We start from the raw sequence: 14,383 nt of genomic DNA, 5'->3' as shown, positions 1-14,383 counted from the left end.
TATCACCATTGCCGCGAACTTGCCGCGCCAATCCATTCGAATGAAGGCCAGATGCCCCGCATTGCGCTCTACCAGCCCGACATCCCTCATAATACCGGGGCGATCCTCCGCTTCGCCGCCTGTCTGGGCGTGGATGTCGACATCATAGAGCCGGCCGGCTTCGACCTGTCGGATCGCGGATTGAAACGCGCCGGCATGGACTATGTGGAGCGCGCCGCGCTTCGCCGCCACATTTCTTTCGCGGCCTTCGAGGCATTCCGCGCCGAACGGGGGAGCCGGCTCGTCCTGCTGTCGACCAAGGCCGAGACAGTCTATACCGACTTCGCCTTCCGGCCGGACGACGTGCTCCTGTTCGGGCGGGAGAGCGCCGGCGTGCCCGAATCGGTGCACCAGACGGCCGAGGCGCGACTGATCGTCCCGATGCGGCCGGGATTGCGCTCGATCAATCTCGCCATGACGGTCGCCATGGTAACAGGCGAGGCGCTGCGGCAGACCGGCCGTCTGCCGGACGCACACGCTGTTGAGGATGACAAACATGGCATTGCCTGACGCAATCGACGACAAGAAGGCTCGCGCGAGCGCCTGGTTCGCGGAACTGCAGGGCCGCATCATCGCCGGCTTCGAGGCGCTGGAGGACGCGGCATCGCCGGCGCTCTATGGCGACCGGGCCGGACGGTTCGAGCGCAAGCCCTGGAAGCGCACCGACCACACCGGCGTCGATGGCGGCGGCGGCACCATGGCGCTGATGCATGGTCGTCTGTTCGAGAAAGTCGGCGTGCATGTCTCGACCGTCCACGGCACGTTCGCGCCGGAATTCGCCAAGGACATTCCAGGCGCGGCGGAGGATCCCCGCTTCTGGGCGGGCGGCATCTCGCTCATCGCGCACATGAGCAATCCGAACGTCCCGGCCGTGCACATGAATACCCGCATGGTGGTGACAACCCGGCAGTGGTTCGGCGGCGGCGCCGACCTGACGCCGGTGCTCGACCGCCGGCGCACGCAGGAGGATCCCGACAGTATCGCCTTCCATGCCGCCATGCGCGGCGCCTGCGAGCGCCACCCGGTCGCCGACTACGACCGCTACAAGGCGTGGTGCGACGAGTATTTCTTCCTGAAGCACCGCAACGAGCCGCGCGGCATCGGCGGCATCTTCTATGACGGCCACAATTCGGGCGACTGGGACGCCGACTTCGCCTTCACGCAGGATGTTGGCGTCACCTTCCTCGCCGCCTATGACGCGGCGGTGCGCGCCAATTTCGAGCAGCCCTGGACCGAGGCCGACCGCGAGGAGCAGCTGATCCGGCGCGGCCGTTATGTCGAGTTCAACCTGCTCTACGACCGCGGCACGATCTTCGGCCTCAGGACCGGCGGCAATATCGATTCGATCCTGTCGTCGATGCCGCCCGTGGTGAAGTGGCCGTAGGGACGCATTCTCGTCCACACTGTAGCTTGGCGGCGCGCGGTGCCCGGCATGGATCCCGGCCTTCGGGCTGGGATCCATCCGTCCGCAGCGCCGGGCGATCGTCGCCGAAACCCGCTTGAGCTTGCTTGGCCGCTTTGCGATCTTCCTCGCTCCACGGGCAACGCAGGTACAAATCCATGACCAAGGCGGTACTCGGCATTGTCGGCGGGTCGGGCCTCTATGACCTGCCGGGCCTCGAAGGCGCGGAATGGCGGACGGTCGAAAGCCCGTGGGGCCAGCCCTCCGACCAGCTCCGCTTCGGACGGATCGGCGCGACGGAAATCGTCTTCCTGCCGCGCCACGGCCGGGGCCATCGCCTGTCGCCCTCCGGCATCGACTATCGCGCCAATATCGACGCGCTGAAGCGCGCCGGCGTGACCGATCTGGTCTCCGTCTCTGCCGTCGGCTCGTTGAAGCAGGAGCTCTTCCCCGGCGCTTTTGTCGTCGTCGACCAGTTCATCGATCGCACGGTGGCGCGGCCGTCGAGCTTCTTCGGCAATGGCTGCGTCGCGCATGTCTCGATGGCCCATCCGGTGGCGCCAAGGCTGGTCGAGCAGATCCGCAGCGCCGCCGAGGCCGAGGCGATCGACCATCACGTCGGCGGCACCTATGTCTGCATGGAGGGGCCGCAATTCTCGTCCGTCGCCGAGTCGAACCTCTATCGCAGCTGGGATGCCTCGGTGATCGGCATGACCAACATGCCGGAGGCGAAGCTCGCCCGAGAGGCCGAGATCTCCTACGCCACGATCGCCATGGTGACGGACTATGATTGCTGGCATCCGGGTCATGCGGCCGTTTCGGTCGAGGCCGTGATCCAGGTGCTCGGAGAGAACCGCGACAAGGCGCAGCGCTTGGTGGCGCGGCTGGCGCGGGACTTCCCGGCCGAGCACGAGCCATGCCCGATCGGATCCGACCGCGCTCTGGATCACGCCATAATGACGGCGCCGCACGCTCGCGATCCGGCCCTGCTCTCGAAGCTCGACGCCGTCGCCGGCCGGGTGCTGGCGCGCTGATCCCGCCCGGCTGTTGCTGCAACGCCGCAGGCTGTGCTGTCTTGGAACCGGTCGCGGGCTTGGAACTGGACGCGGGCGCAAAGCTGGGGCAAGCCTAGGCAACCGTCCGCAGATATTCGAAAGCCGTCATGACCTCTGCCCTGAACGACATCGCTGCCTCGATCCGCACCATTCCGGACTATCCAAAGCCCGGCGTGCAGTTTCGGGACATCACCACGCTGCTCGGCAATGCGCGCGCCTTCCGCCGCACGATCGATGAACTGGTCCAGCCCTGGGCCGGCGCGAAGATCGACCAGGTCGCCGGCATCGAGGCGCGCGGCTTCATCATCGGCGGCGCCGTGGCGCATCAGCTCTCGGCCGGCTTCGTGCCGATCCGCAAGAAAGGCAAGCTGCCCTACGACACGGTCAGCATGTCCTATGCGCTTGAATACGGCACCGACGAGATGGAGATGCATGTCGACGCCGTGGGCAAGGGCGACCGAGTCATTCTCGTCGACGATCTGATCGCGACCGGCGGCACGGCGGAGGGAGCGGTCAAGCTGCTGCGCCAGCGCGGCGCCATCGTCGAGGCCGCCTGCTTCATCATCGACCTGCCGGAACTCGGCGGCGCGGCGAAGCTCCGGGCGCTCGATGTTCCCGTTCGCACGCTGGTTACCTTCGAAGGTCACTGACATGCCGGATTTCACGATCGTGATCGGCTCACGCCAATGGTCGAGCTGGTCGATGCGGCCCTGGCTGGCCCTGCGGCAGACAGGCGCGGCCTTCGATGAGATCGTGCTGCAGCACCGCACGCCGGCCGGCAAGGCCGAGGCCGTGGCGCTCGGCCCGACCGGGCTGGTCCCGCTGCTGATCGACCGCCGCGCGTCCGAGCCGCTGAAGGTCTGGGATTCGCTGGCGATCTGCGAATATCTGGCCGAGAGTTTTCCTGAGGCCGGGCTGTGGCCTGCCGACCGGGCCGCCCGCGCCGTGGCGCGCTCGGTCTCGGCCGAGATGCATTCGGGCTTCCGGCCGCTCCGGATGGCGCTTTCGATGGACCTGTTCGCGCATCTGCCGGGCATCGGCCTGGACGATCCCGGCGTCGCCGCCGATATCGCCCGGATCGACGCCATCTTCCGGGATAGTTGCGCCCAGCACGGCCAGGAGGGTCCGTATCTGTTCGGAAAGCGCACGATCGCCGACGCCATGTTCGCGCCGGTCGTCAGCCGCTTCCGCACCTATGAGCCGAAACTCTCCGGGCCGGCCGCGGAATATGTGGCCACAATGCTGGATGATGACGGCTTCAAGGCATGGGAAGATGCGGCGCGCCGCGAATTGTGAGACTCTGGCGCGACTCGCCGATGCGTGAAGCAGGCGGCGCGCGTGTGGAGTAGTTCTTTGGGATGACGGCATGACCTCCTTTCTCGACCTCTTCAAATGGGATCGGTTCGTTGCGACGTCGGTCATCGAACTGCTGTTCTGGCTGCTTGCGGCCATCGCCGTGCTGTTCGGCGTTTCCGGCCTGCTGAATGGCCTGGCGCTGGTGCAACTGGCGCCGGTCGCCGCCCTGATCACCATCGCCGTCAGCATCATCGGCACGCTCGCCGCCGTCGTGTTGGCGCGGGTAGCCTGCGAGGCGGTGATCATGCTGTTCCGGGTCAATGAGAACCTGATGGACATTCGCGACAGCCTCGCCAATGCGGCGGAGCGTTCGCCTTATGTTGTGGCCGAGGCGCCGGTGATTCTGGATCCGATCGCCGCCGTGGTCGAGGACATGCTGCCCGAGCCGCCACGCCCGGCCGCGCGAGCCGAGAGCCGCTGGGGCGAGACCAAGCCCCCGGAACCGCGCCATCATGAGCCGCGGGCGCACGAGGCGCGCGCGCATGAGACCAGGGCCCATGAGACCAGGGCCCATGAGACCAGGGCCCATGAGGCCAAGGCGCAAGAACCTCGCGCCGTGGAGAAATCGAGCGAGACAAGCTCGCTGGAGGCCCGGCTCGCCGAAATCCGCGCCCGCCGCGAGGCGACGGCGGCCCGCATCGCCGCTACCACTGCGCCGTCGGATTCGGCCGATGCCGGCCTGGTCAGCGCACGCATGCATCTGGAGGAGGCCGCGGCTCCGAAATGGGTGGCGCCGCCGGTGACAGCGCCCGCAGCACGGGCAGAAGCCGTGAAGCCCGAGGCGAAGGCGCCGACTGTCGAGGTCAAGCCCGCCGTCGCGGCTGCCGAGCCGGTCCCCGAGGTGAACGCGCCGGAAGTGAAGGCGCCTGAGGTGAAGGCCGCCGAGGCCGAGGTGGCTCCGCCCAAGCTGCCCGACGCCGTTGCCGAGGCCAATGCCAATGCGCCCGATTCCAAGACTTCTGATGCCAAGGTTGTGGAGGCCAAGGCTGCTGACGCCAAGCGCGGCGATGGCAAGAAGTCCGAGTCCAGAAAGGCGCCGAAGTCGGCAGGGCCGGCCATGGTGAAGGCGATCGAGGACGCGTTGGTCGATCTCAAGGAAGCGGTCTCGGAGCCTGACGCGTCAACCGCCGAGGCGGCTGCCGCCAAGCCGGCGGAAGCAAGCGGGGCCGGGGAGACCGAGGCCGTCGAGAAGCGGAAGGCCGACGACGCCGCGTAACGCGCGGTCGCCGCAATGAGCATCCAGACAAAGAAAAAGCCCCGGCGAACTGCTTCACCGGGGCTTTTGTTTAGACGTCCGCCTCAGGTGTTGAAGCGGAACAGCAGCACGTCGCCATCGGCGACGACATATTCCTTGCCTTCGTCGCGGGCGCGACCGGCTTCCTTGGCGGCGGCTTCGCCGCCGAGGCGGGTGTAGTCGTCAAAAGCGATCGTCTGGGCGCGGATGAAGCCGCGCTCGAAATCCGAGTGGATGACGCCGGCGGCCTGCGGTGCCTTGGTGCCCTTGGTGATCGTCCAGGCGCGGGCTTCCTTCGGACCGACCGTGAAATAGGTGATCAGGCCGAGAAGGTCGTAGCCGGCGCGGATGAGGCGGTCTAGGCCGGGCTCCTCGAGGCCGAGCGTCTCCAGGAATTCCGCCTGCTCGGTCGAGTCGAGCTGGGCGATCTCCGCTTCGATGGCGGCCGAGATCGTCACACAGCCGGCGCCCTGCGCCTTGGCCATCTCGAAGACGCGGTCGGAGAAGGCATTGCCAGTGGCGGATGCCGATTCCTCGACGTTGCAGACATAGAGGACCGGCTTCGACGTCAGCAGGTTCAGCCCGTCAAAGAGGGGGCGATCCTCGGCCGAGACGTCGAGCAGGCGTGCGGGCTTGCCTTCGCGCAGCAGTTCCAGCACGGCGTCCATCATGACGACCTGGGCCTTGGCTTCCTTGTCGGTCGCCGCGCGCTTGCGCAGCGGCGCGACGCGGCGCTCCAGGCTGTCGAGATCGGCGAGCATCAGCTCGGTCTCGACCGTCTCGGCATCGGAGACCGGGTCGATGCGGCCTTCGACATGGGTGATGTCGCCATCCTCGAAGCAGCGCAGCACATGGGCGATGGCGTCGACTTCGCGGATGTTGGCGAGGAACTGGTTGCCGAGTCCTTCGCCCTTCGACGCGCCGCGCACGAGGCCGGCGATGTCGACGAAGGTGAGGCGCGTCGGCACGATCTGCTGCGACTTGCCGACTTCGGCGAGCTTGTAGAGGCGCGGATCCGGAACGGCGACCTCGCCGGTGTTCGGCTCGATCGTGCAGAACGGATAGTTCGCCGCCTGCGCCGCCGCCGTCTTGGTCAGCGCGTTGAAAAGGGTCGACTTGCCGACATTCGGCAGGCCGACGATCCCGCATTTGAAGCCCATGGTGTTCCTTACTCGTCCTTGGCGCCGAAGAGGCGCTTCAGCCCCGCCGCGAACGGCCCGCCGGCCGGCTGCGAAGCTGGTGAAGATGGGGATGCCGGCGCCGGCTTGCCAGCCGCCTGCGCCGCGGCCTCGGACTGCCTTTCGGCAGCGCCGGCCTTCGGCGGCTTGGCCGCCTTCGGCTCCTTCGGCGCCTTCTCGGGCTCGAGGCTGCGATGCAGCCGATTGCCGAAGGTGCTGTCCTTGCCGTCGGCGAGCAGCGCCGCGTTGTCGGCGACGGCGTCGAGCAGCGGATTGATCCACTCGCCATCGACGCGCGCGAAATCATGCAGGACATAGCCGTGCACGAGTTCCTTGGAACCCGGATGGCCGATGCCGAGGCGCAGTCGCCGGTAATCCTCGCCGACATGGGCGGAGATCGAGCGCAGCCCGTTGTGGCCGCCGTGACCGCCGCCGGTCTTCATGCGGATCTTCGCGGCGGGCAGGTCGAGCTCGTCATGCATGACGACGATGTCGGCGTTGGGAATCTTGTGAAACCGGGCGGCTTCGCCGACGGCTCGGCCGCTCTCGTTCATGTAGGTCTGGGGCTTCATCAGGAGCGTCTTGCGCCCCGCGAGCGTGCCCTCGGAGACCAGTGCCTGGAAGCGCGAGCGCCAGGGACTAAAGCCATGGCGGCGGTGGATCGCATCCGCCGCCATGAAGCCGATATTGTGCCGGTTGAGCGCGTACTGGCTTCCCGGGTTACCGAGGCCGACAATGAGGAGCATCGTGCTTCCCCCACGCAAAACCGGATGCAGGACCGAAGCTTACGCCTTGGCGGCGGGAGCAGCCTCAGCGGCCGCGGCTTCGCCTTCTTCGCTCTTCAGGCCGGCCGGAGCCGCGATCGTGGCGACCGTGAAGTCACGCTCGGTGATGACCGGGGTGACGCCAGCCGGGAGCTTGACGGCCGAGATGTGGATCGAGTCGTTGATGTCGAGGCCCGTCAGGTCGACGACGATGTGATCCGGGATCGCATCGGCGGGGACGGTGGCGTCGATTTCGTGACGAACGATGTTGAGAACGCCGCCGCGCTTCAGGCCCGGGGACTTCTCCTCGTTGATGAACTGCACGGGGATCTGGACGTGCAGGGTCGAGCCAGCGGAGACGCGCAGGAAGTCAACGTGCATCGGCTGATCGGTGACCGGGTGCAGCGCGTAGTCGCGCGGGATCACGCGGATCTTCTCGCCGTTGACGTCGATCGTGGCAACGGTCGTCAGGAAGCCACCGGCGTGGAGCTTCATGAAGACATCTTTGTGGTTCAGTTCGATCGACAGGGGTGCCTGCTTGTTGCCGTAGATGACGGCCGGAATCTTGCCTTCGCGACGCGACGCCCGGGCGGCCCCCTTGCCCACGCGGTTGCGGACAGATGCCGTGAGCTCGTAAGTATTGCTCATCGGTATTCTCCTTGTGTGAAACAGAAAAAGGCCGCGGTGCCTCCAGGGGTGTCGGCGCGGCCGGCGTCCTTATAGACGAGCGAGCCGGAAGGAACAAGCACGCTGCGGCAAGAATGGCGGAAACGCTGGACTCGTCCGAATGCCGCTGGAACGCAGCGCCTCAGGGGATCCGCGAGCGGATGGTTGCGTCGGCTGGGACGGTGCGTTATTCGGAGTATCAAACTCATCTTTATGACGGTACGTGTCACCATGCTTGCTAATCTCTGTCGGGGGGCAGCCCTCGCGGTCGCCATTGTCGGCCTGTCGATCCCCGTCGGCAGCACCATGGCGTTCGGCCAGGCGGCCGAGGCACCCGCCGTCACGGCACCCGCCGCCGAGCCGGCTCCTGCCCCCGCGCCGACGGCCGCTCCCGAACCCGTCCTGCAGGATCCGGTCGAACTGCCGGCTGGCGAGCACGGCGTCGATCGCTCGACGCTGCCGCATGACCTCTCGCCGATCGGCATGTTCACCAATGCCGACATGGTCGTGAAGGGCGTCATCGGCATCCTGGCCGTCGCGTCGATCATCACCTGGGCGATCTTCCTGTCGAAGACGCTGGAACTGGCGGCGCTGCGACACCGGACGCGCGCCCGCGGCGAGCGGGTGGCGCGGTCGCGCACGCTGGCCGAAGCGGAAGCGCAGGTTGGCCGCCGCAACGATCCGGCCTCGCGGCTGGTGCAGGCCGCCGTCGAGGAAGTGTCGCTGTCGTCCGGCCTCTCGGCCGAAGGCATCAAGGAACGCGTCGCCTCGCGCTTCGAGCGGATCGAATCCCGCGCCGGGCGCGAGATGATCCGCGGCACCGCCGTGCTGGCGACGGTCGGCTCGCTCTCGCCCTTCATCGGCCTGTTCGGCACCGTCTGGGGCATCATGAATTCGTTCATCGGCATCAGCCAGGCGAATACGACCAATCTCGCCGTCGTCGCGCCCGGCATCGCCGAGGCGCTGTTCGCGACCGCGATCGGCCTCGTCGCCGCCATCCCGGCCGTGCTGTTCTACAACGTGTTCGCCCGCACCATCGCCGGCAACAAGGCCGTCATCGCCGACGTCGCGGCCGAGACGATGCGCCTCGTCTCGCGCGATCTCGATCGCGCCGACGCGCGCGGCCCCTCGCGTCTCGCCGCAGCGGAGTAGGGGGAGACATGGCCGCCAAGCTCAGCCATCACGACGATGAACTCGTCGAGAACAGCGAGATCAACGTCACGCCGTTCATCGACGTGATGCTCGTGCTGCTGATCGTGTTCATGGTCGCGGCGCCGCTCGCCACCGTCGATGCGCCGGTCGACCTGCCGCGGTCGAACGCCAAGGCGGCGCCCCGCGCCGACAAGCCGATCTTCCTGTCGCTGAAGCCCGACCTCTCGCTCGTGCTCGGCAATGATCCGGTGTCGCCCGAGGCGCTCGGGTCCGCGCTCGACGCGTTGACGAAGGGCAATCGCGAGGAGCGCCTCTATCTGCGCGCCGACCGCAAGGTCGCCTATGGCGACGTCATGGAGCTCATGAACAAGCTGCGCGACTCCGGCTACGGCAAGGTCGCGCTGGTCGGCATGGAAGGCGCGCGCTAGATCATCCCATCGATTCACGGAAACGCCGAAGCGATCTAGCTTATTGTTTTGGAACGCTTTCTTTATGCGAGCCGGTATCCACCTGGCACGAAAGCGCTCTAGCGGAGCGGCCGGCGGACCGGCAGGATAAAACGAAAGCCCGGCGCTGCGATGCAGGCCGGGCTTTTTTCGTTCAGCCGTCGCGGCGGGGCCGCGTCCGATCGATCCTAGATGAACAGGCTCGAGACCGACTTTTCGCTGGCGGTGCGGTTGATCGCCTCGCCAAGCAGGGTCGAGATCGACGTGACGCGGATGTTCGGCGCCTGGCGGACGGCCTCGGTCGGCTGGATCGAGTCGGTGATCACCAGTTCCTTGAGGACGGAATTGGTGATGCGGGCCACCGCGCCGCCCGACAGCACGCCATGGGTGATGTAGGCGACGACGGACTTGGCGCCCTGGGCCAGCAGCGCCTCGGCGGCGTTGCAGAGCGTACCGCCGGAGTCGACGATATCGTCGAACAGGATGCAGTCGCGGCCGGCGACATTGCCGATGATGTTCATGACTTCCGACTCGCCCGGCCGCTCGCGGCGCTTGTCGACGATGGCAAGCGGCGCGTCGATGCGCTTCGCCAGCGCACGGGCGCGCACCACGCCGCCGACGTCGGGCGACACGACCATGACATTCGAGAGCTCGTAATGCTCCTTGATGTCGCGCGTGATGACGGGAACCGCGAAGAGATTGTCGGTCGGGATGTCGAAGAAACCCTGGATCTGCCCGGCGTGCAGGTCGAGGGTCAGGACGCGATCGGCGCCTGCGTGGGTGATCAGGTTGGCGACCAGCTTGGCCGAGATCGGGGTGCGCGGGCCGGCCTTTCGGTCCTGGCGGGCGTAGCCGAAATAGGGGAGGACCGCCGTGATGCGGCGCGCCGAGGAGCGGCGCAGCGCATCGATGATGATCAGCAGTTCCATCAAATGGTCATTGGCCGGAAAACTGGTCGACTGGACGACGAAGACGTCCTCGCCGCGTACGTTTTCCTGGATCTCGACGAAGATTTCCTCGTCCGCGAACCGACGGACCGAGCACTTCGCCAGCGGGATTTCGAGATAGGTGGCAATCGCCTCGGCGAGCACCCGGTTGGAGTTTCCGGCAACCAGCTTCAAGGTCTCGTGTCCCGACGTGATGAGGTATAGGGGATCGACCCCGCGAGGAGGTCATTCGTTCAGGCGGCGGCGTTGTACCAACTGCGCCGCCGCACTGCAAACGCGATTCGCGTGCGGACGGCAAGCAACGAGTCAAAACCGGGATCCGCTCAGGCGCCCGATCCCCAGGCGACGATCGCGGCGACCGTACGGCGCGCGACGTTGGAAACGGTGGCGTCGTCGATGCCGAGCCAGGGATCCTGCGATCCGTTCGCGGAGGTTTCCTGGCCGGAAATGCGGTGAACGCGACGTCCACTGGCGTCGAACACGTCCCAGACATAGACGAGGATCGTTCCCGAGGAATCGCCGACGGCGGAAAGATAGCCCTTGACGACGTAGGTGGCCTGCGGGTCGCCGGACGGGACGAGCGCGACGTTTTGCGCCACGGCTTCCTGGCCGAGTTGCGACGAGAGCTTGTTCAGGATGTTGCTGGGCGCGCCGGTCACCGGCGCGAAGGAGAACTTGGCGTTGGCGAGTGGCACAGCCGGCAGGGCAGGCTGCGTCGGCGCTCCGGCGGAGGCCGAAGCGGTCGACGGCTGACCGGTGCCGAGCGTGTTGTTGCAGGCTGCCAGTGCAAACGTCGCCAACAGGATGGCGGCGCATGCAGGCAGCCGATTTGCCTTCACCATCATGGCGATCGTCCTTCCGGCCCGGTCGTCAGGACCCCCCTCGAATCTGTCTATCTGCAATTCACGGCGCGGTCCAGAAGCGCCTTTCCGATCGTCTCGAAGTTGTACGCTTTGTGCCGGTCATGCGGCGATTGTGATCGCGTGCAGCAGCCGTCCATAGTCGGGTTCGCCGGCATGGGTGGCGCGGCGATAGGAAAAGAAGCGCTTCGGATCGGCATAGGTGCAGAGGGCGAGGTCGCCGACCGTGCCGAGGCCGGCGGCGCGCAGCCGCGTGCCGATATAGGCCGGCAGGTCGAACTGGTGATGGTCGGCGCGATCAGACGGCGCGAAGAAGGCGGCATTGGCGGCATCGGCGTCGATGAAGCGGGCGCGGAATTCCGGCCCGACTTCATAGGCGGCCTTCGAGATCGTCGGACCGAGCACGGCGACAATGCGTTCGCGGCGGGCGCCGAGTTTCTCCATCTCGGCGACGGTCGCCTCCAGAACGCCGGTGAAGGCGCCCTTCCAGCCGGCATGCGCCGCACCGACGACGCGCGCGTCGCCATCCGCGAACAGCACCGGGCCGCAATCGGCCGTGCCGACGCCGATGGCGATGCCGGGGCGGCTGGTGACGACGGCGTCCGCCTTCGGGCCGTCGCCGACCGGCCAGACCTCGTCGACAACAACGACGTCGGGGCTGTGAACCTGATAGGGCGTCGCGAGGCGGTCCGCCGCGACGCGGAGATCGGCGGTGATGCGGGCGCGGTTTTCGAGCACATGGGCGCGTTCGTCAGCGGAGCCTACGCCGCAGTTCAGGCTCGCATAGATGCCGTCCGAGACGCCGCCCTGGCGGGTGAAGAAGCCGTGCCGGATGCCGGGGAGGGCGGAAAGTGCGTCGGCGGTGATTTTCATGGCGGTCATCCTCAGTTCATCCGAAGGGCGGGGCGAGCAGGTCGCCGCCGGTAACGCATAGCACCTTGAACAGTGTGCCCATCGCTGCCGGCCCGGCCAGTCGCTCGACGGCGGCGCGGATGGCGTCCTGCGCGGCGGCATCCTTGCCGGCGCCGAGGCGGCCGGCGCGTTCGACGAGGCCGAGTGCCAGCAGGAAATCACCCTGCGTCCAGACCGCCGAGGCGGTTGCGCCATTCGCCCTTGCCGCGCGGGCGAGGGCGGCGAAGTCGACATGCACGGTCAGGTCCGCTTCGCCGGGATGGGCCAGCGGGTCGTCGAACCGATGCTGCCGGAGCGCCTGCAGCGTGTCGCCATAGCCGCTTTCCGCGTGGCCGTAGTCGATGGCGAGGAAGGCACCACCCGACCGGTGCAGGCGGGCGGCGAGCGTTGCCATGATCGCGGCCGAAATCGAGGCGGTCTCGACCAGCGAGCCCTCCGGCGCTCGGTCGTCGGCGCCGTCGACATGGGCGTCGGGGCGGAGGCCGAAGACGAGCTTGCCGTCGCTGACGCCGACCATCCGCTCGGCCCAGCCGGCGCCGGTACGCAGGAACTGCCGCACCGGCAGCGCATCGAAGAATTCGTTGGCGATCAGGATCGCCGGCCCGTCCGGCAGGCCGTCGACCTGTTCGGCCCAGTCGATTGCGTGGCCCGTGAGCGTGCGGGCCTGGATTTCGCGCAGTCGAGGGCTGGTCTCGACCAGGACGATCCTCGCCGCCGGCTCGAAGTTGGGCGCGATCCGGGCGGCGCGCAGCGCATCGGCCATCAGCGTACCCCGGCCCGGGCCGATCTCGGCCAGCACGAAGGCGGCGGGGCTTCCCATTCTCTGCCAGGTGGCGACGGCCCAGAGGCCGATCAGCTCGCCGAACATCTGGCTCACCTCCGGCGCCGTGACGAAATCGCCGGCCGTGCCGAAGGGCTCGCGGGTCATGTAGTAGCCGAACTCGGGATCGCCGAGGCAGGCGGCCATGTAGTCGGCGACGGTGATCGGGCCGAAATTCTCGATGCGGCGGACCAGCTTTTCGCCAAGCGGCGTCCTGTTTTCGCCGGAAGGCGTCATGCGGCGGCGACCGGCCGGCGCGAGGCGACGACGAGCAGGATGATGCCGGCGATCACAAGCGGCAGCGACAGCAGCATGCCCATGGTCAGCCCGCCCGACAGGTAGCCGATCTGGATATCCGGCTCGCGGAAGAACTCCGAGAAGATGCGGGCGAGGCCATAGCCGATGGCGAAGACGGCGGAGATGAAGCCGGGCTGGCGCAGGCGAAGCTGCTTGTGGGTGAAGAAGCGCAGCACGAGGAACAGCACGAGGCCTTCGAGCAGGGCCTCGTAAAGCTGGCTCGGGTGGCGCGGCTGGCCGTCGGCGTTCGGGAAGATGATCGCCCAGGCGACGTCGGTCGGCCGACCCCAGAGCTCGCCATTGATGAAATTGGCGATGCGGCCGAACAGCAGTCCGAAGGTCACCGACGGCGCGACGACGTCGATCAGCGACCAGGTCGGGATCTTGCGCGAGCGCGCGAACAGGATCATCGCGACAACGGTGCCGAGGAAGCCGCCATGGAAGGACATGCCGCCGTTCCAGACCTGGAGGATCTGCCAGGGCGCGGCCAGGAACATCGGCAGATCGTAGAACAGCACATAGCCGAGCCGCCCGCCGAGGATGATGCCGAGCGTCGCCCAGACGACGAAATCGTCGATGTCGATCGGCTTCATCGGGGCGCCGGCCGGGCCCCAGAGGGCGGTGTTGCTGACCAGGCGCTTCGCGTACCACCAGCCGATCAGGATGCCGACGATATAGGCGAGCGCGTACCAACGGATCGCGAAAGGCCCGATCTGGATCAGCGTCGGGTCGATGGCCGGGAAGGGCAGGACGAACAGCATGGCAGGCTCCGGCAGGCGGTCGGGCGGCATTGGTGCGCTGATCCGGGGGGAAGGGTCAAGTGCGGGCGTGCGCGACCCCTCGACACCTTGTTCGCGCCGACGCCCGCAACCATACTAGAAGCAAGGTGTTTTTCCCCGGAGGCTGCCCATGAATACGACCCCGAACCGGCTGTTCGACGAATTCGCCAAGCTGATGACCGATGCGGCCGGCATGGCGCAGGGCGTCAAGCGCGAGGCTGAAACCGTGATGAAGCATCAGGCCGAGCGCCTCTTCGCCGACATGGACTTCGTCAAGCGCGACGAGTTCGATGTCGTGCGGGAGATGGCGCAGAAGGCACGCGCCGAGAACGAGGCGCTGACGGCGCGCGTCGCCGAGCTGGAGGCGAAGCTCGCCGTGCTCACCCAGGGCCACGTCGTCGCCGCGCCGGCCCCGGAAGAGCGCTGACGGCGAACGGCATCGCGATATCGGATAATATACCCGGGTAATATTGACG

At 67.2% G+C, this 14,383-nt stretch carries 17 protein-coding genes; 9 read left to right on the top strand and 8 right to left on the bottom strand.

Annotated elements, in window-relative coordinates:
* Positions 1–51 precede the first annotated feature (51 nt).
* The 6 genes from OSH07_RS21650 to OSH07_RS21625 all read left to right on the top strand — a co-directional run bounded on the left by OSH07_RS21650 (position 52) and on the right by OSH07_RS21625 (position 5,068).
* The gene (locus OSH07_RS21650) at positions 52–549 is read left to right on the top strand and encodes a tRNA (cytidine(34)-2'-O)-methyltransferase (protein WP_266340780.1); all 498 of its coding nucleotides are present in this window, start codon (positions 52–54) and stop codon (positions 547–549) included.
* Positions 527–1,423 carry an oxygen-dependent coproporphyrinogen oxidase gene (hemF, locus tag OSH07_RS21645; RefSeq protein WP_420909669.1) on the top strand — a complete coding sequence of 299 codons (897 nt, stop codon included), beginning with the start codon at positions 527–529 and terminating at the stop codon, positions 1,421–1,423. Before OSH07_RS21650 ends, hemF begins: the two co-directional genes overlap by 23 nt.
* Positions 1,424–1,599: 176 nt before the next feature.
* Entirely contained in the window at positions 1,600–2,475 is an 876-nt protein-coding gene (locus OSH07_RS21640; RefSeq protein ID WP_266340778.1) for an S-methyl-5'-thioadenosine phosphorylase, read from the top strand.
* A 128-nt stretch (positions 2,476–2,603) separates the two neighbouring features.
* The gene (locus tag OSH07_RS21635; RefSeq protein WP_266340777.1) at positions 2,604–3,146 is read left to right on the top strand and encodes an adenine phosphoribosyltransferase; all 543 of its coding nucleotides are present in this window, start codon (positions 2,604–2,606) and stop codon (positions 3,144–3,146) included.
* Position 3,147: 1 nt separating this feature from the next.
* Entirely contained in the window at positions 3,148–3,792 is a 645-nt protein-coding gene (locus tag OSH07_RS21630) for a glutathione S-transferase family protein (protein WP_266340776.1), read from the top strand.
* A 70-nt stretch (positions 3,793–3,862) separates the two neighbouring features.
* A complete protein-coding gene (locus tag OSH07_RS21625) occupies positions 3,863–5,068 on the top strand; it encodes a DUF4282 domain-containing protein (RefSeq protein WP_266340775.1) in 1,206 nt (401 codons plus the stop codon).
* 83 nt (positions 5,069–5,151) lie between these two features.
* Here the strand turns inward: OSH07_RS21625 and ychF are convergent, their stop codons facing one another.
* From ychF to OSH07_RS21610, 3 genes are read right to left on the bottom strand one after another with little or no spacing between them, the layout of a single operon-like run.
* Positions 5,152–6,246: a redox-regulated ATPase YchF gene (gene ychF, locus OSH07_RS21620; protein WP_266340774.1), complete on the bottom strand. Its 1,095-nt coding sequence runs from the start codon at positions 6,244–6,246 to the stop codon at positions 5,152–5,154.
* A gap of 8 nt (positions 6,247–6,254) precedes the next feature.
* Entirely contained in the window at positions 6,255–7,010 is a 756-nt protein-coding gene (gene pth, locus OSH07_RS21615) for an aminoacyl-tRNA hydrolase (protein ID WP_266340773.1), read from the bottom strand.
* A 39-nt stretch (positions 7,011–7,049) separates the two neighbouring features.
* Positions 7,050–7,676: a 50S ribosomal protein L25/general stress protein Ctc gene (locus OSH07_RS21610; protein WP_266340772.1), complete on the bottom strand. Its 627-nt coding sequence runs from the start codon at positions 7,674–7,676 to the stop codon at positions 7,050–7,052.
* Positions 7,677–7,925: 249 nt separating this feature from the next.
* On the opposite strand from OSH07_RS21610, the gene exbB reads away from it, so the two are divergent.
* The gene (exbB, locus tag OSH07_RS21605) at positions 7,926–8,846 is read left to right on the top strand and encodes a tonB-system energizer ExbB (RefSeq protein ID WP_266340771.1); all 921 of its coding nucleotides are present in this window, start codon (positions 7,926–7,928) and stop codon (positions 8,844–8,846) included.
* 8 nt (positions 8,847–8,854) lie between these two features.
* Positions 8,855–9,274, top strand: coding sequence for a TonB system transport protein ExbD (gene exbD / locus OSH07_RS21600; protein WP_266340770.1), 420 nt, complete (start codon positions 8,855–8,857; stop codon positions 9,272–9,274).
* A 206-nt stretch (positions 9,275–9,480) separates the two neighbouring features.
* Here exbD and OSH07_RS21595 read toward each other — a convergent pair whose 3' ends face one another.
* The 5 genes from OSH07_RS21595 to lgt all read right to left on the bottom strand — a co-directional run bounded on the left by OSH07_RS21595 (position 9,481) and on the right by lgt (position 13,889).
* The gene (locus tag OSH07_RS21595) at positions 9,481–10,413 is read right to left on the bottom strand and encodes a ribose-phosphate pyrophosphokinase (RefSeq protein WP_266340769.1); all 933 of its coding nucleotides are present in this window, start codon (positions 10,411–10,413) and stop codon (positions 9,481–9,483) included.
* Between the two features lie 149 nt (positions 10,414–10,562).
* Positions 10,563–11,084: a hypothetical protein gene (locus OSH07_RS21590; RefSeq protein WP_266340768.1), complete on the bottom strand. Its 522-nt coding sequence runs from the start codon at positions 11,082–11,084 to the stop codon at positions 10,563–10,565.
* Positions 11,085–11,201: 117 nt separating this feature from the next.
* Positions 11,202–11,972, bottom strand: a complete 771-nt coding sequence (pgeF, locus tag OSH07_RS21585; protein ID WP_266340767.1) for a peptidoglycan editing factor PgeF — start codon at positions 11,970–11,972, stop codon at positions 11,202–11,204.
* A gap of 16 nt (positions 11,973–11,988) precedes the next feature.
* Positions 11,989–13,068 carry a class I SAM-dependent methyltransferase gene (locus OSH07_RS21580; protein WP_266340766.1) on the bottom strand — a complete coding sequence of 360 codons (1,080 nt, stop codon included), beginning with the start codon at positions 13,066–13,068 and terminating at the stop codon, positions 11,989–11,991.
* Positions 13,065–13,889 carry a prolipoprotein diacylglyceryl transferase gene (lgt, locus tag OSH07_RS21575; RefSeq protein ID WP_420909666.1) on the bottom strand — a complete coding sequence of 275 codons (825 nt, stop codon included), beginning with the start codon at positions 13,887–13,889 and terminating at the stop codon, positions 13,065–13,067. The genes OSH07_RS21580 and lgt overlap by 4 nt, the downstream gene beginning before the upstream one ends.
* A 148-nt stretch (positions 13,890–14,037) precedes the next feature.
* Here lgt and OSH07_RS21570 point away from each other — a divergent pair, with 148 nt between their 5' ends.
* On the top strand, positions 14,038–14,334 hold the full coding sequence (locus OSH07_RS21570; protein ID WP_266340765.1) for an accessory factor UbiK family protein: 297 nt from the start codon (positions 14,038–14,040) through the stop codon (positions 14,332–14,334).
* The last annotated feature ends 49 nt before the right edge of the window (positions 14,335–14,383 follow it).

Origin of the sequence: Kaistia nematophila, assembly GCF_026343855.1 — a bacterium.
In the GTDB taxonomy this organism is placed as follows: Bacteria; Pseudomonadota; Alphaproteobacteria; order Rhizobiales; family Kaistiaceae; genus Kaistia; species Kaistia nematophila.
Note: the sequence above shows the minus strand (reverse complement) of the source record. Positions and strands in the feature narration are given on the sequence as shown.

Bases quoted from the DNA above. Each gene is read 5' to 3' on its own strand.
- OSH07_RS21640 (WP_266340778.1), top strand. From the start codon at position 1,600: ATGACCAAGGCGGTACTCGGCATTGTCGGCGGGTCGGGCCTCTATGAC.
- OSH07_RS21650 (WP_266340780.1), top strand. From the start codon at position 52: ATGCCCCGCATTGCGCTCTACCAGCCCGACATCCCTCATAATACCGGG.
- OSH07_RS21610 (WP_266340772.1), bottom strand. From the start codon at position 7,676: ATGAGCAATACTTACGAGCTCACGGCATCTGTCCGCAACCGCGTGGGC.
- OSH07_RS21630 (WP_266340776.1), top strand. From the start codon at position 3,148: ATGCCGGATTTCACGATCGTGATCGGCTCACGCCAATGGTCGAGCTGG.
- hemF (WP_420909669.1), top strand. From the start codon at position 527: ATGACAAACATGGCATTGCCTGACGCAATCGACGACAAGAAGGCTCGC.
- OSH07_RS21625 (WP_266340775.1), top strand. From the start codon at position 3,863: ATGACCTCCTTTCTCGACCTCTTCAAATGGGATCGGTTCGTTGCGACG.
- lgt (WP_420909666.1), bottom strand. From the start codon at position 13,889: ATGCTGTTCGTCCTGCCCTTCCCGGCCATCGACCCGACGCTGATCCAG.
- OSH07_RS21590 (WP_266340768.1), bottom strand. From the start codon at position 11,084: ATGATGGTGAAGGCAAATCGGCTGCCTGCATGCGCCGCCATCCTGTTG.
- exbB (WP_266340771.1), top strand. From the start codon at position 7,926: ATGCTTGCTAATCTCTGTCGGGGGGCAGCCCTCGCGGTCGCCATTGTC.
- OSH07_RS21570 (WP_266340765.1), top strand. From the start codon at position 14,038: ATGAATACGACCCCGAACCGGCTGTTCGACGAATTCGCCAAGCTGATG.
- OSH07_RS21635 (WP_266340777.1), top strand. From the start codon at position 2,604: ATGACCTCTGCCCTGAACGACATCGCTGCCTCGATCCGCACCATTCCG.
- pth (WP_266340773.1), bottom strand. From the start codon at position 7,010: ATGCTCCTCATTGTCGGCCTCGGTAACCCGGGAAGCCAGTACGCGCTC.
- ychF (WP_266340774.1), bottom strand. From the start codon at position 6,246: ATGGGCTTCAAATGCGGGATCGTCGGCCTGCCGAATGTCGGCAAGTCG.
- pgeF (WP_266340767.1), bottom strand. From the start codon at position 11,972: ATGAAAATCACCGCCGACGCACTTTCCGCCCTCCCCGGCATCCGGCAC.
- exbD (WP_266340770.1), top strand. From the start codon at position 8,855: ATGGCCGCCAAGCTCAGCCATCACGACGATGAACTCGTCGAGAACAGC.
- OSH07_RS21580 (WP_266340766.1), bottom strand. From the start codon at position 13,068: ATGACGCCTTCCGGCGAAAACAGGACGCCGCTTGGCGAAAAGCTGGTC.